Annotated in this window: 24 protein-coding genes; 11 read left to right on the top strand and 13 right to left on the bottom strand. The window is 71.1% G+C overall.

Translation table 11 applies throughout. From position 1 onward, the window contains the following. Positions 1–21 precede the first annotated feature (21 nt). Positions 22–990 carry a hypothetical protein gene (locus ACFXBC_RS14765; protein WP_385023452.1) on the bottom strand — a complete coding sequence of 323 codons (969 nt, stop codon included), beginning with the start codon at positions 988–990 and terminating at the stop codon, positions 22–24. Between the two features lie 146 nt (positions 991–1,136). On the opposite strand from ACFXBC_RS14765, the gene ACFXBC_RS14760 reads away from it, so the two are divergent. After that, a complete protein-coding gene (locus tag ACFXBC_RS14760; protein ID WP_385023450.1) occupies positions 1,137–1,571 on the top strand; it encodes an ASCH domain-containing protein in 435 nt (144 codons plus the stop codon). Positions 1,572–1,583: 12 nt separating this feature from the next. Here the strand turns inward: ACFXBC_RS14760 and ACFXBC_RS14755 are convergent, their stop codons facing one another. Continuing rightward, positions 1,584–3,257, bottom strand: coding sequence for an FAD-binding dehydrogenase (locus ACFXBC_RS14755; protein WP_385023448.1), 1,674 nt, complete (start codon positions 3,255–3,257; stop codon positions 1,584–1,586). Positions 3,258–3,418: 161 nt separating this feature from the next. Between ACFXBC_RS14755 and ACFXBC_RS14750 the strand changes: the two genes are divergently transcribed. After that, the gene (locus tag ACFXBC_RS14750; RefSeq protein ID WP_385023446.1) at positions 3,419–4,306 is read left to right on the top strand and encodes a DMT family transporter; all 888 of its coding nucleotides are present in this window, start codon (positions 3,419–3,421) and stop codon (positions 4,304–4,306) included. Further along, positions 4,303–4,926 carry an NUDIX hydrolase gene (locus ACFXBC_RS14745; RefSeq protein WP_385023444.1) on the top strand — a complete coding sequence of 208 codons (624 nt, stop codon included), beginning with the start codon at positions 4,303–4,305 and terminating at the stop codon, positions 4,924–4,926. The genes ACFXBC_RS14750 and ACFXBC_RS14745 overlap by 4 nt, the downstream gene beginning before the upstream one ends. A 93-nt stretch (positions 4,927–5,019) precedes the next feature. Here the strand turns inward: ACFXBC_RS14745 and ACFXBC_RS14740 are convergent, their stop codons facing one another. Beyond that, entirely contained in the window at positions 5,020–5,958 is a 939-nt protein-coding gene (locus ACFXBC_RS14740; RefSeq protein ID WP_385023442.1) for an NADP-dependent oxidoreductase, read from the bottom strand. A gap of 277 nt (positions 5,959–6,235) precedes the next feature. On the opposite strand from ACFXBC_RS14740, the gene ACFXBC_RS14735 reads away from it, so the two are divergent. Next, a complete protein-coding gene (locus ACFXBC_RS14735; RefSeq protein ID WP_385023440.1) occupies positions 6,236–7,258 on the top strand; it encodes a phosphotransferase family protein in 1,023 nt (340 codons plus the stop codon). 6 nt (positions 7,259–7,264) lie between these two features. Beyond that, a complete protein-coding gene (locus tag ACFXBC_RS14730; protein WP_385023438.1) occupies positions 7,265–8,479 on the top strand; it encodes an acyl-CoA dehydrogenase family protein in 1,215 nt (404 codons plus the stop codon). Between the two features lie 129 nt (positions 8,480–8,608). On the opposite strand, the gene ACFXBC_RS14725 is transcribed toward ACFXBC_RS14730, so the two are convergent. Genes ACFXBC_RS14725 through ACFXBC_RS14715 form a run of 3 tightly spaced genes read right to left on the bottom strand, consistent with a single transcriptional unit; the run spans position 8,609 to position 12,246 of the window. After that, positions 8,609–9,391 (bottom strand): 3-oxoacyl-ACP reductase, encoded by a 783-nt coding sequence (locus ACFXBC_RS14725; RefSeq protein ID WP_385023436.1) that lies wholly within the window; start codon positions 9,389–9,391, stop codon positions 8,609–8,611. A gap of 6 nt (positions 9,392–9,397) precedes the next feature. Further along, positions 9,398–10,873, bottom strand: coding sequence for an aldehyde dehydrogenase family protein (locus tag ACFXBC_RS14720; protein ID WP_385023434.1), 1,476 nt, complete (start codon positions 10,871–10,873; stop codon positions 9,398–9,400). Between the two features lie 8 nt (positions 10,874–10,881). Beyond that, positions 10,882–12,246, bottom strand: coding sequence for a glutamine synthetase family protein (locus tag ACFXBC_RS14715; RefSeq protein WP_385023432.1), 1,365 nt, complete (start codon positions 12,244–12,246; stop codon positions 10,882–10,884). Positions 12,247–12,323: 77 nt separating this feature from the next. Here ACFXBC_RS14715 and ACFXBC_RS14710 point away from each other — a divergent pair, with 77 nt between their 5' ends. From ACFXBC_RS14710 to ACFXBC_RS14700, 3 genes are all read left to right on the top strand, one after another. Next, positions 12,324–13,052, top strand: coding sequence for a FadR/GntR family transcriptional regulator (locus ACFXBC_RS14710; protein ID WP_385023430.1), 729 nt, complete (start codon positions 12,324–12,326; stop codon positions 13,050–13,052). Between the two features lie 158 nt (positions 13,053–13,210). After that, positions 13,211–14,701, top strand: coding sequence for an ethanolamine permease (gene eat / locus ACFXBC_RS14705; RefSeq protein ID WP_385023428.1), 1,491 nt, complete (start codon positions 13,211–13,213; stop codon positions 14,699–14,701). A gap of 121 nt (positions 14,702–14,822) precedes the next feature. Next, on the top strand, positions 14,823–15,503 hold the full coding sequence (locus tag ACFXBC_RS14700; RefSeq protein ID WP_385023426.1) for a gamma-glutamyl-gamma-aminobutyrate hydrolase family protein: 681 nt from the start codon (positions 14,823–14,825) through the stop codon (positions 15,501–15,503). A gap of 16 nt (positions 15,504–15,519) precedes the next feature. On the opposite strand, the gene ACFXBC_RS14695 is transcribed toward ACFXBC_RS14700, so the two are convergent. From ACFXBC_RS14695 to ACFXBC_RS14685, 3 genes are read right to left on the bottom strand one after another with little or no spacing between them, the layout of a single operon-like run. Next, positions 15,520–16,116, bottom strand: a complete 597-nt coding sequence (locus ACFXBC_RS14695; RefSeq protein ID WP_385023424.1) for a TetR/AcrR family transcriptional regulator — start codon at positions 16,114–16,116, stop codon at positions 15,520–15,522. Positions 16,117–16,143: 27 nt separating this feature from the next. Then, positions 16,144–17,808: a class I adenylate-forming enzyme family protein gene (locus tag ACFXBC_RS14690; protein ID WP_385023422.1), complete on the bottom strand. Its 1,665-nt coding sequence runs from the start codon at positions 17,806–17,808 to the stop codon at positions 16,144–16,146. Then, on the bottom strand, positions 17,805–18,566 hold the full coding sequence (locus tag ACFXBC_RS14685; protein ID WP_385023420.1) for an SDR family oxidoreductase: 762 nt from the start codon (positions 18,564–18,566) through the stop codon (positions 17,805–17,807). The genes ACFXBC_RS14690 and ACFXBC_RS14685 overlap by 4 nt, the downstream gene beginning before the upstream one ends. 118 nt (positions 18,567–18,684) lie before the next feature. Here ACFXBC_RS14685 and ACFXBC_RS14680 point away from each other — a divergent pair, with 118 nt between their 5' ends. Further along, positions 18,685–19,935 carry an exo-beta-N-acetylmuramidase NamZ domain-containing protein gene (locus ACFXBC_RS14680; protein WP_385023418.1) on the top strand — a complete coding sequence of 417 codons (1,251 nt, stop codon included), beginning with the start codon at positions 18,685–18,687 and terminating at the stop codon, positions 19,933–19,935. An 89-nt stretch (positions 19,936–20,024) separates the two neighbouring features. Here ACFXBC_RS14680 and ACFXBC_RS14675 read toward each other — a convergent pair whose 3' ends face one another. Next, positions 20,025–22,802 (bottom strand): penicillin acylase family protein, encoded by a 2,778-nt coding sequence (locus ACFXBC_RS14675; RefSeq protein ID WP_385023415.1) that lies wholly within the window; start codon positions 22,800–22,802, stop codon positions 20,025–20,027. A gap of 215 nt (positions 22,803–23,017) precedes the next feature. Here ACFXBC_RS14675 and ACFXBC_RS14670 point away from each other — a divergent pair, with 215 nt between their 5' ends. Beyond that, on the top strand, positions 23,018–23,629 hold the full coding sequence (locus tag ACFXBC_RS14670) for a hypothetical protein (protein ID WP_385023413.1): 612 nt from the start codon (positions 23,018–23,020) through the stop codon (positions 23,627–23,629). Positions 23,630–23,648: 19 nt separating this feature from the next. Here ACFXBC_RS14670 and soxR read toward each other — a convergent pair whose 3' ends face one another. Next, positions 23,649–24,134, bottom strand: a complete 486-nt coding sequence (gene soxR / locus ACFXBC_RS14665) for a redox-sensitive transcriptional activator SoxR (RefSeq protein WP_385023411.1) — start codon at positions 24,132–24,134, stop codon at positions 23,649–23,651. 253 nt (positions 24,135–24,387) lie between these two features. Here soxR and ACFXBC_RS14660 point away from each other — a divergent pair, with 253 nt between their 5' ends. Further along, positions 24,388–24,849: a MaoC family dehydratase gene (locus ACFXBC_RS14660; protein WP_385023409.1), complete on the top strand. Its 462-nt coding sequence runs from the start codon at positions 24,388–24,390 to the stop codon at positions 24,847–24,849. Between the two features lie 93 nt (positions 24,850–24,942). Here the strand turns inward: ACFXBC_RS14660 and ACFXBC_RS14655 are convergent, their stop codons facing one another. Both ACFXBC_RS14655 and ACFXBC_RS14650 read right to left on the bottom strand, forming a co-directional pair. Then, on the bottom strand, positions 24,943–25,566 hold the full coding sequence (locus ACFXBC_RS14655) for a TetR/AcrR family transcriptional regulator (protein ID WP_385023407.1): 624 nt from the start codon (positions 25,564–25,566) through the stop codon (positions 24,943–24,945). A gap of 111 nt (positions 25,567–25,677) precedes the next feature. Continuing rightward, on the bottom strand, positions 25,678–25,965 hold the full coding sequence (locus ACFXBC_RS14650; RefSeq protein WP_385023405.1) for a YiaA/YiaB family inner membrane protein: 288 nt from the start codon (positions 25,963–25,965) through the stop codon (positions 25,678–25,680). Positions 25,966–26,072 lie beyond the last annotated feature (107 nt).

The following is a 26,072-nucleotide window of genomic DNA, read 5'->3' as shown; positions in this document are numbered from 1 at the left end:
GTCGGTCCCTTCGGTGAGGAGTTAGACGGAGCCGAGCGCGGCCTCGCGCGCGGCCATGAACGCCTGGTACGGGTCCCGGTCGGGGTACGCCCAGGGAGCTGGCGTGATGTGTTCTCCGATGCGGTGGAACAGTGCGGCGGCCTCGGCCGGGCGGCCCTCGCAGAACTTCGCGTGGGCCAGGAAGTTGAGGTCGACGCGGTTGCGCGGATGGTCCTCGCGCTCCCACTCCAGCCACCAGTCGAAGGCGGCCTTCATCACCTGGCGGGCCCGGCGGCCCGTCCAGTGCGCGGAGCGCGCGGGATCGTCCGGTTCACTGCCCGCGGCGGCGAGCACCCGGTAGCGCTCCGCGTGGGCCACCACCGGAAGGACGGCGAGCGGCGAGTCGGCGGGCGCCTGTTCGGCCGCCCAGGCCGCGAAGTCGTACACCTCGTGGAGCGGGTCCTGCCCGGCTTCCGGATGCCGTTCGGCGAGCCGCGCGGCCATCAGGTGGTGGGCATGGTGGTGCTCGGGGTGGCGGGAGCGCACCTCGTCGAAGAGGCGGCTGACCTCCTCCTCGGTACCGCGGCTGCGGGCCAGGATCAGCAGGCCGAGCCAGGGCGTGGGGTCCGATGGCGCCATCCGGGCGGCGGCACGGCACGCCTCTCTGGCCGCGTCCTCCTCGTCCCGGCCGGCCCGGCCGGTCCTGTTCCCCTTGCCGCGCAGCAGCCGCAGCACGGTGGCGCAGGCCAGCAGCGCGGCGGCGTCCGCGCTCTCCGGCTCGGCCAGCAGCCAGTCCTCCGCCCAGGCCGCGGACCCGGCCCCTTCGCCGAGTACGACGAGACGGTGGCCGCGGCGGTCCCAGTCGTCGGCGGTCGCGGTGAGCAGTGAACTGACGGTGCCCCAGCGGCCCTGGGCCAACTGGGTTTTCGCCGCAGCGAGTTCGGCGTCGTCGAGCGCCGGGTCGGCGAGCTGGCCGGCCCGTCTTCGGGAGCGGCCGAGGAAAGGGGGCATCCGCGGGGTTCCTCAAGGGCGCCGGGGCAATTGATCACGCACAGCAAACCGGTAGTAATGGCCCCACGTCAAGGGCGGACGGGTGCCATACCCGCCTCAACTCCCCTTGCGCCGCAATGTTTTACCCGGGTGCGTACGCTGGCACCATGACCGGTCCCGAGCCTCTCAAGCCTCTGCTGTTCGCCTTCCCCGGCCCGCTGCGCGACCGGCTCGTCGATGCCGTGCTGCGCGGCGAGAAGGTCTCGACCAGCGGACTCCTCGCCGAGTACGAGGCCGAGCAGGAGGAACTGCCCCCGGTCGGCGAGCGCTCGGCGCTGATCGACTCGGACGGCCGCGAGGTGGCGGTGGTCGAGCTGACCGAGGTCCGGGTGGAGCGGCTGGGCGACATCGGCCTCCAGCACGCGCTGGACGAGGGCGAGGGCTATACGTCGGTCGCCGAGTGGCGCGCGGGGCACGAGCGGTTCTGGCACGGGGACGAGATGCGGGAGGCGCTGCGGGACCCGGAGTTCACCGTGGACGACGACACGATGATCGTGGCCGAGAGGTTCCGGGTGGTGGAACGGCTGCGGGAACGGCCTTAGGAGGGCAGGCCGTTACCCCACCGCCCGTGCCGCCGCCCTTCCGGCGACCCGCCCGGAGTGGATACAGCCGCCCAGGAACGTGCCCTCCAGGGAGCGGTAGCCGTGCACACCGCCGCCGCCGAACCCGGCCGCCTCCCCCGCTGCGTACAGACCGGGCACGGGCTCGCCCCGGTCCGGGCCGCCGTCCGGCTCGGCGAGGACCCGGGAGGACAGGTCCGTCTCCAGGCCGCCCAGCGACTTACGGGTGAGGATGTGGAGCTTCACCGCGATCAGCGGTCCCGCCGCGGGGTCCAGGATCCGGTGCGGCGCTGCCGTACGGATGAGCTTGTCGCCCAGGTAGTTCCGAGCGCCGCGGACCGCCATCACCTGGAGGTCCTTGGTGAACGGATTGTTGATCTCGCGGTCACGCGCGACGATCTCCCGGCGCAGCTCCGCCTCGTCGATCAGCGGCTCGTCGGTGAGCGCGTTCATCCCGCGTACCAGCGAGGCGAGATCCTTCTCCACGACGAAGTCCGCGCCGTTGTCCATGAACGCCTTCACCGGCGCGGGTACGTCGGCCCGCGCCCGCCCGATGACGTCACGGACGGACTTCCCGGTCAGGTCCGGGTTCTGCTCGGAGCCCGAGAGCGCGAACTCCTTGCCGATGATGCGCTGGTCGAGGACGAACCAGGTGTAGTCGTGGCCGGACTTCATGATGTGGTCGAGAGTGCCCAGCGTGTCGAAGCCGGGGAAGAGCGGCACCGGCAGGCGTTTGCCCCGCGCGTCGAACCAGAGGGACGAGGGCCCCGGCAGGATACGGATGGCGTGCTTGGCCCAGATCGGGTTCCAGTTCTGGATGCCCTCGGTGTAGTGCCACATCCGGTCCCGGTTGATCTGGCTGCCGCCCGCTGCCTCGGCGACGCCCAGCATCAGCCCGTCCACATGTGCGGGCACCCCCGACAGCATGTGCGCGGGCGGGGTGCCGAGCCGCTCGGGCCACTGCGCCCGTACGAGGTCGTGGTTGCCGCCGATCCCGCCGGAGGTGACGATGACCGCCTGCGCCCGGTAGCTGAACTCGCCGGTGACCGTACGGCTGCTCGCCGTGCCCCGCTCCGCGCCGCTCGCCTCCAGTACCTCACCGGTCACCGTGTCCAGCGCGCCGGCGCTGCGGGCGAGGCCGGTGACCCGGTGGCGGAATCTCAGCTGTACCAGGCCGCGCGCCACGCCCTCCCGCACCCGGCGTTCGAAGGGCGCGACGACACCGGGCCCGGTCCCCCAGGTGATGTGGAAGCGCGGTACGGAGTTGCCGTGTCCCGTCGCGTCGTAGCCACCGCGCTCCGCCCACCCGACGACCGGGAAGAAACGCATCCCCTGGGCGTGCAGCCAGGCCCGCTTCTCGCCGGACGCGAAGTCCACGTACGACTCGGCCCACCGGCGCGGCCAGTGGTCCTCCGGGCGGTCGAATCCGGCGGTGCCCAGCCAGTCCTGCATCGCCAGCTCATGGCTGTCCTTGATCCGGAAGCGCCGCTGTTCGGGCGAGTCGACGAAGAAGAGGCCGCCGAAGGACCAGTGCGCCTGTCCGCCCATGGACTGCTCGGGCTCCTGGTCGAGAAGGATCACCTTCCGGCCGGCGTCCACCAGCTCGGCGGTGGCCACCAGACCGGCGAGTCCGGCCCCGATCACGATCACGTCAGCGTCGTCCGCCATGAGCCCCATCCCTGCCAGGTTACTTGTGGGTCACATCTTCAGTTCGTCCCGAAGCTGCGTCAACCGTCCCGTTCGCTGCACTCAACGGGTACAGGTGCCGTTCCAGGCGCTATCGTCGCCAGGACCCCGCCCCTTTTCTGGCCGGTCTTGAGGTTGATCACGTGTCGGTACTCGTTCTCGCGCTCTCCGTGGGTGCGGCCTGCTGTCTCGGTTTCGGCTTCGTGCTCCAGCAGAGAGCGGCCCGGCATGCCCCGATGAAGGACTTCCTCTCCTTCCGGCTCCTTCTCGACCTCGTACGGGTGCCGCTCTGGCTGGGCGGCATCGGGCTGATGGTCTGCGGCATGGTGCTGGGCGCGCTGGCGCTCGGCCAGGGCGAGATCTCCCTGGTGGAACCGCTGCTCGCCACGAACCTGCTCTTCGCGATGGCGCTCTCCCGCCACCAGACCGGGCAGCCGCTGGGGCGGCAGGGGTGGAGCGGTCTCGCGCTGCTGGCGGGCGGGGTCGCGGTCTTCATCCTGGCGGGCCAGCCGAAGGCCGGCGCCGCATCGGTGAACGAGCTGCGGCACTGGCTGATCATCGGTGTGGTGGCGGGCACCGCGATGCTCCTGGCGTTCTTCGCCAAACGGACCCGGCTGACCGTGGGCCCCGCGCTCCTCGCGCTGGGCGCGGGGCTGCTGTACGGGCTCCAGGACGCCCTGACCCGGGTCAGCGGGCAGCATCTGGAGCACGGCGGCTGGGCGGGCCTGGCCACGGGCTGGGAGCCGTACGCCGTGATCGCGCTGGGGGTGACCGGACTGGTCCTGGTGCAGAGCGCCTTCGAGGCCGCCCCGCTGCGCAGTTCGCTGCCCGCGCTCACCGCGGCGCAGCCGCTCGCGGGCATCGCCTGCGGCGTCGGCTTCCTCGGCGACCGGCTGCGCACCGACACCGGCGCCCTGGCCTGGGAATCGGCCGGGCTGGCGGCGATCGTCGTGGGGATCATCCTGCTGGGGCGGCACCCGGCGATGCCCTCCGGGTCGGCGCGTGCGCCGCGCGAGAAGATGGCCGCATGACCCCTGCGAACCCTGTGCCTCCCGCGTCCTCCGGTTCACCTGAGTCCCCTGGTGCTCCTGCTGCCTCTGCCCCTGCCGTTCCGGTGTCTCCCGCTCCTCCGGCTTCTCCGGCTTCTCCGGCCGACGAAATCCTCGATGTGGTCGACGCGTCCGACCAGGTGACGGGGCAGGCCCCGAGGGGCGAGGTGTACGCGAAGGGGCTGCTGCACCGCTGTGTCTTCGTCCTCGCCCGGGACGCCGACGACCGGATCTTCGTCCACCGGAGGACACCGGTGAAGCTGGTCTTCCCCTCGCTCTACGACATGTTCGTGGGCGGGGTGGTCGGCGCGGGCGAGTCCTACGACGCGGCGGCGCTGCGGGAGGCCGAGGAGGAGCTGGGCGTCTCGGGGCTGCCCGCGCCCGTACCGCTCTTCAAGTTCCTCTACGAGGGCCCCGGGCAGGGCTGGTGGTCCTGGGTGTACGAGGTGCGCTGCACCCTTCCGGTCGATCCCCAGGTGGAGGAGGTCGCCTGGCACGGCTTCCTCTCGGACGAGGAGCTGGCACAGCGGCTCGGCACCTGGGAGTGGGTGCCCGACGGCCTCGACGCGTACCGCCGTCTGACCGCTTCGCACCCGCGGTGACGGCGGCCTCCACCGCCGCGCACGACCGCGCCGGACCGGCGCCCCGGCCGTTGTGCTGCGGGGCCCCGATCCGGTCTGTCCGACGCCGTCGCCTCAGGCTGCCGCCTCCCAGTCGACCGTGACGACGATCTTGCCCCGGGTGTGGCCCTCGGTGTTGAGCCGCTGCGCGTCGGCCGTGCGCTCCAGCGGCAGGACCTGGTCCACATGGACCGCGATGACCCCCTGGTCGGCCAGTTCGCCGAGGACATGCAGATCGAGCGGGTCGGGCCGTACGAAGACATAGCGGCCGCCGAACTCGGCGACGTCGCCGTCGACGATGGACGCGAGCCGGCCCTCCGGGGCGAGCAGGTTCGCCGAGAGCCGCAGGGTGTCGCCGCCGACCGTGTCGAGCACCGCGTCCACCCCCTCGGGCGCCAGGGCGCGCACCCGCTCGGCCAGCCCCTCGCCGTAGGCCACCGGTTCCGCGCCCAGCGTGCGCAGATGGTCGTGGTTGTGGGTGCTCGCGGTGCCGATGACGCGTGCGCCCGAGTGCTGGGCGAGCTGCACGGCCATCGAGCCGACACCGCCCGCGGCGGCATGGACCAGAACGGTGTCGTCGGACCGGATTTCGAGCGCGCGCAGCGCCTGGTAGGCGGTGAGCCCGGTCAGCGGCAGTCCGGCGGCCTCCTCGAAACTCAGCCCCAGCGGTTTGCGGGCGAGGGTGCGCACCGGGGCCGCCACGTACTCGGCGAAGGTGCCCCGCGAGAGGAAGTCCTCCCGTACGTACCCCATCACCTCGTCGCCGACGGCGAACTCGGTCACGGCCGCACCCGGCTGCACCACGACCCCGGAGACGTCCCAGCCCGGCACGACCGGGAAGACGGCTTCGAGTACCGCGTCGAGGTGCCCCTCACGGGTCTGCACATCGACCGGGTTGACGGCCGCCGCGCGCACTTTCACCAGTACGGAGTCGGGCCCGACCTTGGGCTCGGGGCGCTCGCCGTACTCCAGGACCTCGGGGCCGCCGTAACGGCTGTAGCTGATCGCCTTCATGCCTACGAGCCTCTGGTCAGGCCCGGCCTCGCGCAACCGGACCCCGTGCAAACGTGAGCCCGGTTCATCCGCGCCGGTCCCGGCCGGAGGGGAACCCGAACCGGCCGGGCGGTGTATGAGAGATGTGGCCCTCACCCACCGCTGCCGGAGGCGGACCGGGGGTGGACGGCATACCGACTGGTCGGCATGATGGGCGCTGGCAGTACAGCGAGCGTTCCCGCAGACATCCGCGCGAGCGTCCACCCGGACGGTCCGCCCCTACACACGGAGGTGCCCCATGAGCGCAGTCCACCCACCGGGAATCGACCCCGAGGCGCTGCGCGGTCATCTCGACCGGGTGCGGCCCGGCCTGGTGCGCGGACCGCTCAGCGCGCGGCTGATCGAGGGCGGCCGGTCCAATCTGACGTACACCGTCAGCGACGGCACCGGCCGGTGGGTGGTGCGCAGGCCCCCGCTCGGCCATGTCCTGGCCACCGCGCACGACATGAAGCGCGAGCACCGGGTGATCAGCGCGCTGCACCCGACGGGCGTCCCGGTGCCGGAGCCGGTCCTGCTGTGCGAGGACGAGTCGGTGATCGGATCGCCGTTCTACGTCATGGAGTTCGTCGAGGGCACGCCGTACCGTACGGCCGCCCAGCTGGCGCCGCTCGGCGCCGAGCGGACCCGGGCGGCGGTGCTGGGTCTGGTCGACACGCTGGTCGATCTGCACGCCGTGGACCCGGAGGCGGTGGGCCTCGCCGACTTCGGGCGCCCCGAGGGCTTCCTCGACCGGCAGCTGCGCCGCTGGGGCAAGCAGCTGGACGCCTCGCGCAACCGCGATCTGCCCGGCATCGACGAACTGCACGCCACACTCGGACGCGAGCTGCCGCGCTCCCCCGCCCCCACCGTGGTGCACGGCGACTACCGCCTGGACAACGTCCTGCTCGGTCCCGACGACAGGATCAACGCGATCCTGGACTGGGAGATGTCGACACTGGGCGATCCGCTCACCGACCTGGGGCTGCTCGTGATGTACAGCTCCGATCTGGGCATCCCCGAGTCGCCCGTCTCCACCACGAGCGGCGCGGCGGGCCACCCCTCGCCCACCGAGCTGGTCGAGCGGTACGCGGCCCGCTCGGGCCGGGACACCTCCGCCATCGCCTGGTACACGGCGTTCGCCTGGTTCAAGCTCGCCGTGATCCTCGAAGGAATCCACTACCGCTACACCCTCGGCCAGACCGTCGGGGCGGGTTTCGACCAGATCGGCTCCCTGGTCCCCGTCTTCATCGAGCACGGCCTCACCACCCTCCAGGAAGGCTGAACCCCCATGGATTTCGCATTCGACGCGCACACCGAAGAGCTGCGCGGCAGGCTCACCGCCTTCATGGACGAGCATGTCCGGCCCGCCGAGGCCGTCGCCCACGAGCAGCGTGCGCGGCTCGCCTCCCCGTGGGAGACCCCCGCGGTGGTCGAGGAGCTGAAGGCGGAGGCGCGCCGCCAGGGCCTGTGGAACCTCTTCCTGCCGGACGCGGAGTACGGCGCGGGGCTGACCAACCTCCAGTACGCACCGCTCGCCGAGCTCACCGGGCGCTCACCGCAGTTGGCGCCCACCGCGCTGAACTGCGCGGCACCGGACACGGGCAATATGGAGGTGCTCTTCCAGTTCGCCACCGAGCAGCAGAAGAAGCAGTGGCTGGAGCCGCTGCTCGCCGGTGAGATCAGGTCGGCCTTCGCCATGACGGAGCCGGAGGTGGCCTCGTCCGACGCGACGAACATCGAGACCCGTATCGCACGCGAGGGCGACGAGTACGTCATCAACGGCCGCAAGTGGTACATCTCCGGGGCGATGAACCCGGACTGCAAGATCTTCATCGTGATGGGGAAGACCGACCCGGACGGGGAGGACGTCCGCCGCCAGCAGTCGATGATCCTGGTCCCGCGCGACACCCCGGGGCTCGAAGTCCGCCGCGCCATGCAGGTGTACGGCTATGAGGACCACTACCACGGCGGCCACGCCGAGGTGGTCCTCGACAACGTCCGGGTCCCTGTGTCGAACCTGATCGGCGAGGAAGGCGGCGGCTTCGCCATCGCCCAGGCCCGTCTCGGCCCCGGCCGGATCCACCACTGCATGAGGCTGATCGGGATGGCCGAGCGGGCCATCGAGCTGATGTGCCGGCGCGCGGTCGGGCGCACGGCGTTCGGCAAGCCGCTGGCCCAGCAGGGCGTCGTACAGAACTGGATCGCGGACGCCCGGGTCACCGTGGAGCAGCTGCGGCTGCTGGTCCTCAAGACCGCCTGGCTGATGGACACGGTGGGCAACCGCGGTGCGCACACGGAGATCCAGGCCATCAAGATCGCGACTCCGCGCGCGGTCATCGACATCATCGACAACGCGGTCCAGCTGTACGGCGCCGGCGGGGTGAGCCAGGACTTCCCGCTGGCCGAACTCTGGGCGGCGGCAAGGACCCTGAGGCTCGCCGACGGGCCGGACGAGGTGCACCAGCGGTCCCTGGCGCGCCGCGAGCTGAAGAAGTACCTGTAGCGGGAGGGGGGCCGTTACGGGGGCGGGCAGGGAGGTCCGGGGCAGGCGTGTACCTCCGTCCCGCCCCGGACCTCCCTGCCCCCGGGCCGCCCTGCCCGCCCCCGGACCACCGCCGCTCCTCCGCGACGCCTACACGGGTGTGACATAGGCGCCCGCGATACCGCCGTCGACCAGGAAGTCGGTGGCGTTGACGAACGAGGAATCGTCGCTGGCGAGGAAGGCCACGGCGGCGGCGATCTCGTCCGCCTCCGCGAACCGGCCGGCCGGGATGTGGACGAGCCGGCGTCCCGCGCGCTCCGGGTCCTTCGCGAACAGCTCCTGCAGAAGGGGGGTGTTGACCGGCCCCGGGCAGAGCGCGTTGACGCGGATCCCCTCGCGGGCGAACTGCACGCCGAGCTCGCGTGACATGGCGAGCACACCGCCCTTGGACGCGGTGTACGAGATCTGCGAGGTCGCGGCGCCCATGATCGCCACGAAGGACGCGGTGTTGATGATGGAGCCCCGGCCCTGGCGCTGCATATAGGGGACGGCTGCCTTGCAGCAGAGGTAGACGGAGGTGAGGTTGACGTCCTGGACGCGCTTCCAGGCTTCCAGTCCTGTGGTGAGGATGGAGTCGTCGTCGGGCGGCGAGATACCCGCATTGTTGAAGGCGACGTCGACGCTGCCGTAAGTGTCGTACGCCGTCCTGAACAGCGCCTCGACCTGCTCGGGGCTGGTCACGTCGACCCGCACGAAGGTACCGCCGACCTCTTCGGCGGCGGCCTTGCCCGCGGCCTCGTCGATGTCGCCGCAGACGACATGGGCGCCCTCGGAAGCCAGTCGCCGCGCGGCCGCGCGGCCGATTCCGCTGCCCGCGCCGGTGATGACGGCGGTACGGCCGGCCAGGCGGCGGCAGATGCTGCTCTCGGTCATGGTGTCTCAGGCCTCCGTGCCGGGTTCTGTGCCGGGTTCCTTGCGGGGTTCCGTGTTGCGTTCCGTGCTGGCTTCCATGTTGCGTTCCGTGCTGGGTTCCGTGCTGATGAAGACGTTCTTGGTCTCGGTGAAAGCGGTCAGGGCGTCGGGGCCGAGTTCGCGGCCGATGCCGGACTGCTTGTAGCCGCCGAAGGGTGTCCCGTAGCGGACGCTGGAGTGCGAGTTGACGGAGAGATTGCCCGCGGCGACCGCGCGGGAGACCCGGATCGCACGGCCGACGTCGCGGGTCCAGATGGAGCCCGACAGCCCGTACTCGGTGGCGTTGGCGAGCCGGACCGCCTCCTCCTCGTCCTCGAAGGGAAGGACCACGGCGACCGGGCCGAAGATCTCCTCACAAGCCGCCGGGGCATCCGGAGCGAGGCCGGTGAGCACGGTCGGCGGGAACCAGAAACCGGGTCCGGTGGGCGCCGTACCGCGGATCCCCGCCGCCCCGTCGGGGACGTAGCCACGCACCCGTTCGCGCTGGGCCTCGGAGATCAGCGGGCCCATCTGGGTCTTCTCGTCGGCGGGGTCACCGACCACCACGGACTCGATCGCGGGAGTGAGGAGAGCGAGGAAGCGGTCATGGACGGAGCGCTGCACCAGGATGCGGGTGCGGGCGCAGCAGTCCTGGCCGCTGTTGTCCAGGAAGGACATGGGGGTCGCGGCGGCCGCGGCCTCCAGGTCGCAGTCGGCGAAGACGATGTTGGGGCTCTTGCCGCCGAGTTCGAGCGTCACGCGCTTCACGCGCTCGGCGCACCTGGCCATGACGCTCTTGCCGACGCGGACGGAGCCGGTGAAGACGATCTTCGCCACACCCGGATGGTCGACCAGGGCCCGGCCCGTGGTGTCGCCCGCGCCCGGCAGTACCTGGAACAGCCCTTCGGGCAGACCCGCCTCCAGGGCGAGTCCGGCCAGCCGGAGCGCGGTCAGCGGGGTGGTCTCGGCGGGTTTGAGGAGCACCGCGTTGCCCGCGGCCAGCGCGGGGGCCGTGCCCCAGGCGGCGATCGGCATGGGGAAGTTCCAGGGCGCGATCACGCCGACGACGCCGAGCGGTTCGAGGAGGGTGAGGTCGAGGCCCCCCGCGACGGGGATCTGCCGGCCGCTGAGCCGCTCCACCCCTCCGGCGGCGAATTCGAGGAGATCGCGGACGTTGCCGGCCTCCCAGCGGGCGTTGCCGATGGTGTGACCGGCCTCCCGCACCTCCAGCCGCGCCAGCTCCTCGGCATGTCCGTCGACGACGTCGGCGAAGCGGCGCAGCAGCCTGGCGCGGTCGGCCGGCGCCGCTGCGGCCCAGCCGCGCTGGGCCCGCGCCGCCCTGGCGACGGCCTCGTCGACCCCGGCGGCCGTCGTCGCCCGCACGGTCTCGACCAGTTGGCCGGTTGTCGGGTCGAGCACCTCGTGCGACAGCTCGGGACCTACCTCGTGGGATGCGTGGACCACAGCGTTCCTCACAGACGTTCGAAGGAGCGGCGGAGCTCCCAGTCGGTCACCGCGGCGTCGAAGGCTTCGAGTTCGACCCGCGCCATGTTGCGGTAGTGGGCGACGACTTCGGCGCCGAAGGCCGCCTTGGCGACCGGGCTGGTCTCCCACAGTTCAGCGGCTTCGCGCAGAGTGGTGGGGACCCGCTCGTATCCGGCGGTGTACGCGTTCCCGGTGCACTCGTCGGGCAGTTCCAGCCGCTGCTCGATGCCGTACAGGCCGGCCGCGACGAGTCCCGCGACGGCCAGGTGCGGATTGACGTCACCGCCCGGCAGCCGGTTCTCGAAGCGCATCGAGGGGCCGTGGCCGACGACACGGAGCGCACAGGTGCGGTTGTCGTGGCCCCAGGCCACGGCGGTCGGAGCGAAGGAGCCCGGCTGGAAGCGTTTGTACGAGTTGATGTTGGGCGCGTACAGCAGCGAGAAATCACGCAGTGCGGCCAGCTGCCCCGCCAGGAAGGACCGCATGACCGGCGACATCCCGTCAGGTCCTGCGCCGGCCATCGCGGGACGGCCTTCGGCGTCCCGCAACGAGAGGTGGATATGGCAGGAGTTGCCCTCGCGCTCGTTGTACTTGGCCATGAAGGTGAGCGCGACCCCTTCCTGCGACGCGATCTCCTTGGCGCCGGTCTTGTAGACGGCGTGCTGGTCACAGGTGACGAGGGCCTCGTCGTACCGGAAGGCGATCTCGTGCTGGCCCGGGTTGCACTCGCCCTTGGCGGACTCGACGGTCAGACCGGCCGCCGCCATCTCGTTGCGGATCCGGCGCAGCAGCGGCTCGATCCGGCCGGTGCCGAGGACGGAGTAGTCGATGTTGTACTGGTTGGCCGGGACGAGGTCGCGGTAGTTGCGGTCCCATGCCTCCTCGTACGTGTCCCGGAAGACGATGAACTCCAGCTCCGTGCCCACATGCGCGGTGAGACCGTGCTCGGCGAGACGCTCCAGCTGGCGGCGGAGCACCTGGCGCGGGGCCGCCACGACGGGTGCGCCGTCGTTCCACGCCAGGTCGGCGATGAGCAGCGCGGTGCCCTGGTTCCAGGGGATCCGGCGCAGTGTGGTGGGATCCGGGTGCATCGCGAAGTCGCCGTAGCCGGTCTCCCACGAGGACATCTCATAGCCGTCGACGGTGTTCATCTCGGTGTCGACGGCGAGAAGGTAGTTGCACCCCTCGCTGCCGTTCTCCAGGACCTCGTCCAGGAAGAAGGGGGCGGCGAACCGCTTGCCCTGGAGACGTCCCTGCATATCGGGGAAGGCCAGGACGACGGTGTCGATCTCACCGCTCGTGACGAGGGAGCGAAGCTCCTCCACCCCGAGCGGGGGTGTGCGGTCTGCCACGGGATTACCCCTCCTTGGGCCAGCCGGAAGCCATAAGGTAGTACCGAAGACCATTGAAGGGGAAGAGGATCGGTGACGTGGCGAGGCAGATCGAACCGGCAGACCCCCTGACGCCCGTACTGCGCCCCGTGCGCGCCGGGAACGGCTTCGAAGAGGCGCTGGAACAGATCCTTCAGCTGCTGCGCCTCGGCCTTGTCCCGGCCGGGGACAGGCTGCCCGCCGAGCGCGAACTGGCGGAGCGGATGGGGATCAGCCGGGTCACACTCCGCGAGGTGCTGAAGGTGCTGACCGAGCAGGGCCTGGTGGAGAGCAGGCGCGGCCGGTACGGCGGGACCTTCGTGCTGCACCGCCCGGCCGCGCACGGTGAGGACGAGCTGCGCCGGCGGGTGGCGGGGGTGGACGTCGAGGACACCCTGCGCTTCCGCGAGGTGCTGGAGGTCGGGGCCGCCGGACTGTGCGTGGCGCACGGTCTCGCCGATGAGGACGTGCGGCGCCTGCGGGCCGCGCTCGCCGCCACCCATGACGCACCGCTGGCCGAGTACCGGCGGCGGGACACGGTGCTGCATCTGACCCTCGCCGAACTGTGCGGGTCGCCCACGCTCAGCGCCCAGTACGTCGCGGTGCGGGCGACGCTGAACGATCTGCTGGACTGCATTCCGCTGCTCGTACGGAACCTGGAGCACTCACAGCACCAGCACTCCGCGCTGGTCGACGCGGTCGTCGACGGGGACGCGGACGCGGCGCGCGAGGTGATGCGGGAGCACTGCGAGGGTACGGCCGCGCTGCTGCGCGGCTTTCTGTCCTGACCGGGGGCCGCAGCGACCAGGACCGGTGCGATCCGGGCCGGATGGCCGGCCCGGGTCGCACAGGCCCGGCCGCACGGGCCCGCGCAGGGGGCTTGCGCACGGCCGGGAGTACCGGAATGGTGTGCGTGCAAACCTTTGACCTCTGTCAGGAGCGACTCATGGCCGAAGGCACCACCAGGGACGACCCCTCCGCCTCGTCCCCCGCGTCTCTCTCCTCCCCCGCGTCTCCCTCCTCCCCGGCCGACGATGCCTACCTCAGCCGCCGCACTCTGCGCAGGGGCAGTGCGGGATGGCTGCTGCTCACGGGGCTCGGGGTCGCCTACGTCGTCTCGGGTGACTTCTCCGGCTGGAACATCGGTCTGTCCAAGGGCGGTTTCGGCGGGCTCGCCGTCGCCATGCTGCTGATGGGCGTGATGTACGCCTGTCTGGTCTTCACGCTGGCGGAGCTGTCCACGATCCTGCCGACGGCCGGCGGCGGTTACGGCTTCGCCCGCCGTGCGCTGGGTACGTGGGGCGGTTTCCTCACCGGCACCGCGATCCTCATCGAGTACATCCTGGCGCCCGCCGCGATCTCCATCTTCATCGGCGACTACGTCGAGTCGCTCGGCCTCTTCGGCCTCGAATCCGGCTGGCCGGTCTATCTCGCCTGCTTCGCGGTCTTCATCGGAATCCATCTCTGGGGCGTGGGCGAGGCACTGCGTTTCAGCCTGGTGGTGACGGCGATCGCGGTGGCCGCGCTGCTGATCTTCGCGGTCGGCGCGTTCACCGGCTTCAGCGTGAGCGGGCTCAGCGACATCCCGGTCGACACGAGCGCCTTCGGCTCGGGTTCGTGGCTGCCGTTCGGACTCCTCGGCATCTGGGCGGCGTTCCCCTTCGGTATGTGGTTCTTCCTCGGCGTCGAGGGCGTACCGCTGGCCGCGGAGGAGGCGAAGGACCCGGTGCGCTCCATGCCGCGGGCCCTCTCGATCTCCGTGGGCGTCCTGGTGCTGCTCGCCGTACTGACCTTCTTCGCGGCGGCCGGCGCACACGGCTCGAACGCCATCAAGGAGGCCGGGAACCCACTGGTGGTGGCCTTGCAGGGGGACGGCGGTCCCACACCGCTGAGCCGTTTCGTCAACTACGCCGGTCTCGCGGGCCTGGTCGCGTCCTTCTTCTCGCTGGTCTTCGCGGGATCACGCCAGCTCTTCGCGCTCTCCCGGGCCGGCTATCTGCCCCGCTTCCTCTCGCTCACCAACCGCCGGAAGTCGCCGTACCTGGGGCTGCTGGTCCCCGGAGCGATCGGCTTCGCGCTGGCGGCGGGGACGGGGAACGGGGCCCGGATGCTGAACGTCGCGGTCTTCGGCGCGACCATCTCGTACGCGCTGATGGCGCTGTCCCACATCGTGCTGCGGCGCCGCGAACCGGCGCTGGAGCGCCCGTACCGGACCCCGGGGGGTGTGCTGACCTCGTCGGTGGCGTTCGTACTCGCCCTCTTCGCGCTGGCGGCGACGTTCCTGGTGGACAAGGACGCGGCGTTCATCGCCATGGGCGTCTATGCCGTGGCCCTCGCCTACTTCGCGCTCTACAGTCGCCATCATCTGGTGGCGCGGGCGCCGGAGGAGGAGTTCGCCGCGCTGGCAGCGGCCGAGGCCGAGCTCGAACGGGACTGAACCGGACGCCGCAGGCCCGGCCCCCACCGGGCCTGCCCCACAGGCCCGGACCCACTGGCGCACACTCACCACCTCACCGGCTCACACCCGACCGAACGGAATCCGCGGAAACGGAGTCGCTGTGTCCAAGCCGCTCATCGGTGTCACGACCTATCTGGAACCGGCCCAGTGGGGTGTGTGGGACATGCCGGCGGCGCTGCTGCCGGCCGGATACCCGCGCCTGGTCCAGGCGGCGGGCGGTATCGCCGTACTCCTCCCGCCGGACGACCCGGCCGTCGCGGCCCCCGCCCTGGCCAGGCTGGACGGTCTTGTCGTCGCGGGCGGCGCCGACATCGAGCCGGCGCGGTACGGGGCGGAGACCGACCCCCGTACCGGCCCCGCGGCGCGGGACCGGGACGCCTGGGAACTCGCCCTGATCCGGGTGGCGTTGGCCTCGGGGGTGCCGCTACTCGGCATCTGCCGGGGGATGCAGCTGCTGAATGTCGCGCTGGGCGGGACGCTGGTGCAGCATCTGGACGGGCACACCGGGGGTGTGGGTGTCTTCGGCCGGCACCCGGTGAAGCCGGTGCCGGGCACGCGGTACGCGTCGATCGTGCCGGACGAGGCATCGGTCCCGACGTACCACCACCAGGCGGCCGGCCGGCTGGCCGACACCCTGGTGGTGAGCGCGTACGCGGCGGACGGCACCGTGGAGGCGGTGGAGCTGCCGGGTGCGGCGTGGGTGCTGGGCGTGCAGTGGCATCCGGAGGCGGGCGACGACACCCGGGTGATGTCGGCGCTGGTCGCGGCGGCCGCGGGCTGACGCTCCGGCAGCGGAGCTACGGCCGCAGCGCCCGCAGCAGCAGATCCGCCAGCTGGTCGGCCACTTCGCGCGGGGTCAGCGAGCCGTCCGGGCGGTACCACGTGGACAGATGGTGCACGGACCCGAAGTGGTAGTCGACCACCAGGTCCGCGGGGGTGGCCGCCGAGAACACCCCGGCGCGCTGGCCCTCCTCCACCAGCGCCCGGAAGCGCTCGTGGTAGCGGCGGCGCTCCAGCCGTACCTGCTTGTTCTTCTCGGGGCTCAGATGGTGCATGGAGCGGAAGAAGATCGACGCGTCGTCCAGATTGTCGATGGTGGTGACGACGACGTCCGCGGCGGCGTCGCGCAGCCGCTCCTCGACCGGCGCGTCGGCGTCCGCGAACGCGTCGAGCCGCTCCTGCTGGAGCCTCAGCACCCGTGAGTAGACCTCCTGGAGGAGATCCTCCTTGGACCCGAAGTAGTGGTAGAGGGCGCCCTTGGTGACTCCGGCCGCCTCGACGATCTCCTGGACCGACGTCCGGTCGTAGCCGCGCTCGGCGAAGAGCCGGGTGGCGGCGGCCAGCAGCCTCTGCGGGACGGGCACGCCGTTCCCGTCGGTCGTTCTGGCTGCCATCGCCGCCACCTTCCGTCCGTGTGCTCGTCACTGCGGGGAACGCAGTTCCCGCCTCAGGATCTTCCCACTGGTGGTCTTCGGCAGCTCCGGCAGGATCTCGACCTCGCGCGGGTACTTGTACGCCGCGAGCCGCTCCTTGCAGTACGCGGCCAGCTCCGCCGGTGTCACCGCGCTCCCGGTCCCCGTCGGCCGCAGGCTCACATACGCCTTGACCGACTCGCCGCGGTAGGCGTCGGGGATCCCCACCACGGCGGCCTCCCGTACGGCGGGGTGGGTGTAGAGGACGTCCTCCACCTCGCGCGGCCAGACCTTGAAGCCGGATGCGTTGATCATGTCCTTCATCCGGTCCACGACATAGAGCCAGCCGTACCGGTCCATGAAGCCGATGTCCCCGGTGCGCAGCTCACCGCCGGGGAACGCCTCGGCGGTGGCCTCCGGCCGTTCCCAGTATCCGGAGACGACCTGCGGCCCGCTCACCACGATCTCGCCCTGCTCCCCGAACGGCACCTCACCGCCGTCGGGGTCCACGATCCGCACCACGGTGTCGGGCCCCGGCACTCCGACCGAGAGCGTGCCCGACACCGGGTCGACCGGGGCCTCCCGCTCGGGCGGGACGGACGCGCACGGGGCGGTGCACTCGGTGAGCCCGTAGCCGTTGCGGATGTACGGGCCGAAGCGCTCACGGAACCCCTCCACCAGCGCGGGCGGCAGCGGTGCGCCGCCGGACGAGATCACCTGGAAGGAGGCGAAGTGGTCCGGGGTGACCGAGGGATCGGCCGCGAGCGCCATGAAGGCCGTGGAGGGGCCGACGGTGTAGGCGGGGCGGTGCTCGGCGAAGGCGTCGAGCACCACTCCGGGGTGGAACCGGTAGGCGAGTACGAGAGTCCCGGCGTTGGCGACGCACGCGGCCAGCTCGCAGACCATCCCGGTGATGTGGAAGAGCGGCGCGAGCGCGAAGTAGGCGGAGCCCTCGGCCACCGGGTGCCCGGTGCGCTGGCGCTCGGCGTTCACCATGATGTTGGCGTGGGCGTTCATCGCGCCCTTGGGGGTCCCGCTGGTGCCGGACGTATAGCTGATCAGGGCCACGTCGGCGGGGTGCGGATCGCGGCCTGCGGGGGCCGGGAGACCCTGCCGGGCGACGGTCACCAGGTCGTCGGTGTCGGCGGGGCACGGCAGCCGCTCGAAGCCGAGGACCCGGGCGTCGTCCCGGGTCTGCAGATCGCGCTCGCAGGCGGTGAGCGCGCAACGCAGCGGCACTCCGGCGGAGGTCTCGCGCAGATACGACTCCCAGGCCCGGTCGGAGCAGACGAGCGCGGTGACCCCGGCGTCCCGCAGGGCGTGGCCGACCTCGGCCGACTTGTACATCGGGTTGAGCGGTACGACCGTGGCGCCGGCCTTCCAGGCACCGAGCAGCGCCAGCACGAAGTGCGGCGAGTTCTGCAGCATGACCGCGACCCGGTCGCCGCGCCCCACACCCCGCGCGGCGAGGTGCCCTGCGACCGAGTCGGAGAGCGCGTCGGTCTCGCGGTAGGTCAGCCGTCCGTCGAAGTAGGCGAGGGCCGGGCGCTCCGGTGCGCGGGCGACGGCGTCACGGAAGGCGTGCACCACGCTCGCCTGCGGGTGGACCGGGCGGCGCTGGGCCTCGCTGAGCAGCTCCAGCCAGGGCTTCGCCGCGTAGAGCGAGGCGCTCACCGTCCGGACTCCCATTTCTGCTGGAGGTGGTTCATCCCGCCGATCCACCGGTCGGGATCGGCGGCCCGCGCCTGGTAGTAGTCGGCGACCTCGGGGTGCGGAAGTACCAGGAAGCGGTCGTCGGCGATGGCGGCCATCAGCGCCTCGGCGACATCGGCGGGCTCGATCGCCGTCGGCGCGAGCACCAGCTCACCCGCGGACCCGGTCGAGGCCAGCATGTCGGTCCGTACGCCCTGCGGGCAGATCGCGTGGACCTTCAGCCCGCGATGGCGGTAGGTGAGCGAGAGCCACTCCGCGAAGGCCAGCGCACCGTGCTTGGTGACGCTGTACGGCGCCGCGCCGATCATGGTGAGCAGCCCGGCGGCCGACACGGTGGAGACGAACCGGCCCTCTCCGCGCTCCAGCCAGCCGGGCAGCAGCGCGCGGGCGGCGCGGACATGGGCCATCACATTGAGGTCCCAGGCCGCGTCCCAGACCGCCTCGTCGGAGAAGGGGTCGCCTGCCGAGCCGAGGCCGGCGTTGGCGCAGTAGATGTCGACCCGTCCGCCGAGTGCATCCCGGGCGGCCTCCACGACCGCCGACGCGTCACCGGGCAGCGCGGTCCCGCCGATCTCATCGGCCACCGCACCGGCTCTGGCGCCGTCCAGGTCGTTGACCACGACACGGGCCCCCTCCGCGGCGAACCTCCGGGCCAGCGCCGCGCCGATACCGCCGCCCGCCCCTGTGACCACTACACGCGCGCCGTCGACCGTACCCATCAGGACCTGCCTCTCCCTTGAATGCACCAGCAGACTAACCAGTCGGTATGTGGCAGGGGAAGGGGCGAGGGCTAGCCTGCGTGGCCATGACACTCGGCGAGATCATGGAGGTATCCCGATGAACCTTTCCAGGCGGGGGCTGCTGGCCGCGAGCGGAGCCGTGGGTGCGCTGGGAGCCGTGGGCGCCACGGCGGAACCGGCCGCCGCGCGCGGGAGGCGCGCCCGGGTGCGTACCGGCTTCGACCGGCTGGCCGCCGACGGCTACGCCCTGCTCGACGGGGAGCGCGTCGGGATCGTCACCAATCCGACCGGGGTCACCCAGGACGTCCGGCACATCGTCGATGTCATGCACGCCGACCGGCGGGTGAACCTCACCGCCGTCTTCGGCCCCGAGCACGGCTTCCGCGGCACGGCGCAGGCGGGCGGTTCGGAGGGCCGGTACGACGACCCGGCGACCGGGCTTCCGGTGTACGACACGTACACCAGAAGCGGGCAGCCCCTCGCTGACATCTTCACCGCGTCCGGTGTGGACACGGTGGTCTTCGACATCCAGGACGCGGGCGCCCGCTTCTACACGTACATCTGGACGCTCTACGACTGCATGGAGGCGGCGGCGCTCGCGGGGCTGCGCTTCGTGGTGCTCGACCGGCCGAATCCGGTGACCGGGCGGGCCGCGCTCGGCCCGGTGCTGCACAAGGGGTTCGCGACGTTCGTCGGGCGGCAGCCGATCGCGCAGGCGCACGGGATGACGGTGACGGAGCTGGCCCGGCTCTTCAACGGCGAGTTCCTGGCGGGCAGGGTGAAGTTGGAGACGGTACGGATGTCCGGCTGGCGGCGCGGCGACTTCTTCGACGCGACAGGGCTGCCGTGGGTGCCGCCGAGCCCGAACATGCCCACGCCCGACACGGCTCTGGTCTACTCGGGGACCTGTCTCTTCGAGGGGACCAGCCTCTCCGAGGGGCGGGGCACCACCAGGCCGTTCGAGCTGCTGGGGGCCGAGGGGATCGACCGGCGGTGGGCGGAGGCCGCCAACACGCTCGATCTGCCCGGGGTCGTCTTCCGCGAGGCGTACTTCGCGCCGACCTTCTCCAAGTTCGAGGGGAAGACGGTTGGCGGTGTCCAGCTCCATGTCCAGGACCGTACGGCGTTCGACCCGGTGCGGACCGCCGTCGGGCTGCTGGTGACGGCGAAGAAGGTCTGGTCCGGGTTCGCCTGGCGTTCCGACGACTGGATCGACAAGCTGACCGGATCGACCAGGGTCCGCACGATGATCGACAAGGGCGCGGACACCGATGAGGTGGTGGCGGCCTGGCAGGGCGAACTCGCCGCCTTCCGGGCCGTGCGCGAGCGGTATCTGACGTACCGCTGAGCAACATCCGACATGACGCCGAGCAGCCACCGCGGGCCGGACCGGAGTCATCCGGTCCGGCCCGTGGCCGTCTCTGTGTCCCCTTACGGTTACCGGTGCGAGGGGAACTCCACGACCTGCTGGTACGTAGGCCGGTTCTGCCACTGGATGGGCCAGAACTGCAGCCCGCCCAGCGGACGGTGGATGATCGCGTCCGAGCACCACTGGTCACCGGCGGCGCAGCTGTCGTCACCGGGGTAGACCTGCGCCGGGGTCTTGGCGGCCGCCTGGCCGAGCGTGGTGAGCAGCGCGTCCCGGCAGGCGCTCAGATCGCCCCCGCCGCAGTACGTCTTGCCCAGCTTGCCCTGCACCGGGCGCCCCAGGACCGTGCGGATGTCCTTGTCGACATAGCTCCACCAGCCGTACTGGAAGGCGGATCCGGCGTGTGCCCCGGTCGGTCCGTGGCCCGCCGAGGGCGACTCGTCGATGGAGAGGTTGGCGGTGAGCGCCGAGTAGAGGTCGTCGCCGAGCCCCGGCTTGAACTCGGCCTGCACCAGCAGCGGCCACCAGGCGTCCATGATCCGCACGGCGTCGGGGTGGGTGTAGACGTGCGAGCTCTGGGCGTTCTCCTTGCGCTGGGCGCCGTCGGACACCCACGCCTCCAGCTGCTCGACCGCCTTGGCCTCCGCCGGGTCGGTGACCGGCTGGCTCCGTACGACGTCGAGCAGTTCGGGCAGAACGTCCTCGCCGCGCAGATCGGTGACGGCGGCCTCGGCCATGGCGCGGGTCAGCGCGGCACGGGTGACGCCGCCCTTGGCGACGAGTTTCGCCACCCGGTCACCCAGCAGGTCGACCCGGTGCACCGAGCCGTTGCCGAACCCGGCCGACGCGTAGTCCTTGGCCTGTTTGTTGTTCCAGGAGACGTAGTAGTCCTGGCCCACGGACTGCGGATGCTGGGTGGCCGGGGTGACGTCGGTGGTGTGGTGGTCGGGGTCGAAGCCCTTCCACTCGTAGGCCGGTTCGGCCTTGACGGGCAGCGAGGCATCGACCCCGGCGGCGCGCACCGGGTTCATCCCGCTGTTGAAGTAGGCGGCCTGGCGGGAGTCGGCGTAGAACCAGTTGAAGGTGTAGCCGATGTGGTCGGCGGCCTGCTGGAAGGTCTTGGCGTCCTTCACGTACCCCGGGTCGTTCATCATCTGGAAGCCCACGATCGAGTCGGCCTCATGCCCGTACGTACTGCGCAGCGAGGTGTAGGCGACGGGTTTGCCGTCGACGGTGGCGCGGTGGGTCACGATGCCGTACTTGGTGCGGTAGACCTGCATCCGGTAGGAGCCGGCCGCCGTGGAGTCGGCGACGGTGGGCTTCCAGGAGTTGGTCCGCTCCATCTTCTCCATCGGGGTGCAGACGCCCCTGAAGAGGTAGTGGGTGTCGTCCTGGCAGAGCTCCACCGCGTAGGTGTCGGTGATGTCCTGGCCGGCCGATGTGGCGCTCCACGCGTAGTCCTGGCCGCGGCCCAGCTGGATGTACATGCCGACACCGGCGAAGGAGACACCGCGGGCACTGATGCCGGGCCCCTGGAGTTCCTGGAGCATCAGCAGCTGCGGCAGGAAGTATCCGGTCTGCGGACCGAACACGGCGACGGGGTTTCCGCTCGCGGTGTGCTGACCCGAGACGACAAGGGCGTTGGACATGCCCTTCTTGCTGCTGAACAGGTCCGCCGGGAGCACCCCGTTGTCGTACATGCCCTGGACCGGCTTGAGTTTCTTCGACGCCTTGACCGGGGTCTTCGCCGCGGTCTTGGCGCCGCCGGTCCTGTCGTACACCAGCGGTTCGGCCTTCACCGAGCCCGGGTCGGGCATCGCGGTGCCCTTGGGATCGGCCGGTTTGTCCGCGTAGGGGAAGCTGGTGCCGTCGTGGACGGTGAGGGTGGCCTCCGGGTCGTTGCGCTCCCGGAAGGACTCCCAGACCTTGCTGCCCTCGGTGACGCCGTACTTCTGCTGGGCGGAGAGCAGCGAGAGCGCGGCCTGCACCTCGCCGCCACCGCCGCCGCCGAAGAGACCGCCGACCACCGAGGCAAGCGCGATCATGTCCGTGATCTTGAAGGGCTCGATCTCCCCGGCGTTGGTGATCGCGTTGATCTTCCCGGTGAGGACGTACTCACCGGGGAAGTAGCGGCCGTCCTTCGACTTCTGCCGGTAGGCGTTGATGCCGTCGACATACGCCTGGGCGTCGTCCATGGCCTGCTTGCCCCGGGCGCCCTGGGCCGCGATCCGGTCGACCTGGTCCTGGAGGTCCTGCTCGGTGTACGGGGCCTGCGGCCAGAACTCCTGCTCCAGGCCCTGGTTGGCGAGTGCGCCGCCGGCGAAGGAGGTGAGCTCGCCCCTGCCGATGTGCCGGAAGAGGTCCATCAGCCAGAGCCGGTCCTGGCCTGCCGCGTATCCGGCGCCGAACTCGGTTCCGTAGCGCGTGGTGCCCTTGATGTGCGGGACGCCGGTCTTCTTGTCCCGGGTGATGCTGACGTCGTCGCGCGGCTTGGTGACCGAGGCGACCTGGTCGTCGGGGACGCCGAACGAGCCGTCGTTGAAGAAGTTGTTCAGCGTGGAGTCGGTGAGCGAGGGGGCCCCGGCGGGCAGCGCGTCGTACGGTCCGAGCTGGTCGGCGCTGTGTTCGGGACGGGTGCCCAGCGCACGGTGGGCGAGGATCTGGGCGAGGGTGGCATTGCCGTTCTCACCCGGCGGCATGATGTCGTTGCACTGGCTCTTGCAGTAGTCGGTGCCGGGATCCGCCGCCGCGGCGGTCGCCTGCGGCAGCGGGGTCATCAGGCCGGCGCCGAGTGCGAACACCGCTATCGCGATGCCAGTTCTGAGCTTTCCGGTACGTCGTCGCATGAATGCTCCTGAGGGGGAAGCCGATGGGAACGGACGTTACTGGCGAGGTGACCCGTCAGTAAGGTGAACATGCGTCACCTTTTCCGAATCACCACACAGGTGCGGGAGAGGCCGCATCGGTGATGGCACCCATCGGGAATTCGATGGAGCCGAATCGGGTAGCCGTACGTCCATTCACTGACGCAGCAGCATTCAGCGACGGAGGTGGCAGTGCGATGGCCGGTTTCCGGAGTCTCGCGAGACAGGTGCGCGATCCCCACCACGACCTTGCCCTGCGGCGGTATTCGCTGCGCAAGTGTCTGGAGAGGTTTGCCCCGTACGGACACAGGGCGACCTGGGATCATCTGTGTGCCAGGCATCACATCGGGCCCGAGGACCGGGCCCCGGATCCGGCGCGGCTGGTGGCCGCGCTCGACGAACTCGAAGAGGCGCGGACCGTCTGGCTCGCCTACGAGGCGGAGTTCGCGGAACGGCGCAAGCGGGAGAAGCACGAGGGGATAAGGCGTCCCGGCGCCTTCGACGACTGGCACCGGCGCACCTGGGGCGGCTGCGGTGTGGCCTGGTGCGGGGACCCCGCCGTGCACCCGTCCCGGCCGCTGGCGGAGGTTCTGCGGCGGCTGATTTCCGCCCTGAGGGCCGACCCGGCCGGCGCCTGCCCGGTGTGCACCGGGAAGACGATCACCTGGACCTCGCGGGGCGGCCGGGAGCCGTGGTCGGGGCCCGTCTGCAACCGCTGCGGGATCCTCGTACCGCAGCCCGCCCTGACCTCCACCGCGCTGGCCCGCGCGCGGAGCGCCGGTCACTCCTCCCTGGCCTCGGCGGCCTGAGCACCGGCGGGACCGTCCGTCAGCCGGTCCCGCCCTCCGGATCCGGTTCCGGCGGGCCGGGGAGCAGCCTCGATCCGGTCATACGGTCGCCGAAGACATCGTCCGGGTTGGACAGGACGCAGTTCTCCAGCGACAGACAGCCGCAGCCGATGCAGTCGGTGAGATGGTCGCGGAGCATGCCGAGCTGGGCGATGCGACCGTCGAGCTCGGAGCGCCAGGCGGCGGAGAGGCGCGCCCAGTCCTCGCGGTTGGGCGTGCGCTCGTCGGGCAGCTCGGCGAGCGCGTCCCTGATCGTGGCGAGCGGGATGCCGACCCGCTGCGCAGCCCGGATGAAGGCGACGCGGCGCAGCGCGTCCCGGGTGTAGCGGCGCTGGTTGCCGCTTGTCCTGCGGCTGGTGATCAGGGCCTTGCTCTCGTAGAAGTGCAGGGCGGAGACGGCGGCTCCGCTCCGCGCGGAGAGCTGGCCGACGGTGAGTTCGTGGATCTTCTCCGGAAGGTGCGGCACTCCGCGAAGCCTACTGCCCCGTTCCTGAGGGGGTCTGGTCTGTTCCTGCCGGAGTCCCGCCCCCTTTCCGCCGGTGTCCGGTCTGTTCCTGACGATGTCCCGCGACCCTGATCAGCACCGGCGGTGCGGCCGGTCGTTGACAGGGGCGGCCGCACCCGACAATGCTGAGCAAGCGCTTGGACACTTCACCGGGGCCGCCGGAGCGCCGCGGCCACCGGGACCGTCGGAACCGTTGGGAAAGGCAGGATCACGCATGGCAGAGCCGAGGATCTTCACATCCGCCGATGAGCTGCGCGCCGGGATCGGTGAGCGACTGGGGCCGAGCGACTGGCTGGAGATCGACCAGAAGCGGATCGACCTCTTCGCGGATGCCACGGGTGACCACCAGTGGATCCACGTCGATCCGGCCAGGGCCGCTTCGGGCCCGTTCGGCACGACCATCGCCCACGGCTATCTGACCCTGTCGCTGCTGCCCACCCTGGTCCCGCAGATCATGCGGGTCGAGGGAATGAAGATGGGCATCAACTACGGCACCAACAAGGTGCGTTTCCCCTCCACGGTGCCGGTCGGCTCCCGGCTGCGGGCCACGGCCGTCCTCACCGATGTGTCCGAGGCGGGCGGGGGCGTCCAGGTGACGGCCGCCGTCACGGTGGAACGCGAGGGCGCCGACAAGCCGGTGTGCGTGGCGGAGTCGGTCTCCCGGTATTACTTCTGATCCATCCGTACGTCCGGTCCACCCGTACGTCTGATCCACCCGCGCTGCTGGCCCGCGCCGGACCCTGTGATCCGCGGCCGGCACCGGCCCGCGCTACTTCCGGGCGGAGACCATCCGCAGGACGAGGTCGGCGTAGAACGCGCCGACCTCGTCGGGCGTACTGCGCCCCTCCACGTTGAACCAGCGCGACACGTCGATGCAGAGCGACAGCACGGCCAGGGCGGTTCCCGGGATGTACGGGACATCGAACTCCCCCGTCCGCACCCCGTCTTCGATGATGCGGCGCACGGCGGCGTCGCTGCGCTTGCGCAGTCCGACGATCCCGGCGCGGTGCTCGTCACCGAGCGCGTCGAGTTCGTACTGGACGACCCGGGCCGTCGTGTGGTGTCCGGCGTGCCAGCGGACGAAGGAGCGGACCGCCGCCGCGAGCCGTTCGGCGGGGGTCCCCGGTCCTTCGGCCGCCGTCTCCAGGATCTCCAGGGCCTTCTCGTGGCCGATGCGGCTGATCCGGTGGAGCAGCTCTTCCTTGGTCTTGTAGTGGATGTAGAGCGCGGCGGGGCTCATTCCGGCGCGGCCCGCGATGTCGCGGGTCGTCGTGGCGTGGTAGCCGCGCTCGGCGAAGGCTCCGACAGCGGCGACGAGCAGCCGCCTGGCGGCCTCGGGGCCGACCTCCGCCCACGGCTCCTCGCCGCCCGCCGTCTCCTCCGCCGTGCTCATTGCTGGCCCCTTCCGCCCATGACGCAGCGCTGCTGCAGGACGCACACCATACCCCGAAGGTGAGCAAGCGCTTAGAACGCCGGCCGGGGAGGGCAGGCGGCGGGGGGACGGTCAGAGCTTCTGGAACGGGTCGTGCTCGGCGAGCAGCTTCTCCAGGCGGGCCTGGTCGACCCGGGTCACGATCTGGCCGGCCTCCTGCCGGTCCCTGATGACCTTGGCCAGCGTGAAGGCGGAGGTGGTGAGGTACAGGAGGCCGAGGCCGAGGAAGGCCCGCACCCAGACGTTGACGTCCAGGTTGAGGATGCCCAGAGTCATGGCCGCGAGGGCGACCGCGAAGGACGCGACGGCCTGGCCGAAGTAGGCGGCGGTGTTCTGCTGTCTGACCGGTGTGTCACTCATGGGGAGAGCATCGTGGGGGGGGGGGGGGGGCGCGCCCGCGCGGGCGCCTCGGCGATGGAGGGAGCGGCGCGGCTCCGCCGCGCCCGGGGGGCGTGGCGCGCGCCACG

This window comes from Streptomyces sp. NPDC059398, from assembly GCF_042751845.1.
GTDB lineage: Bacteria > Actinomycetota > Actinomycetes > Streptomycetales > Streptomycetaceae > Streptomyces.
The sequence above is the reverse complement of the archived record's forward strand: the minus strand, read 5'-3'. Positions and strand labels throughout refer to the sequence as shown.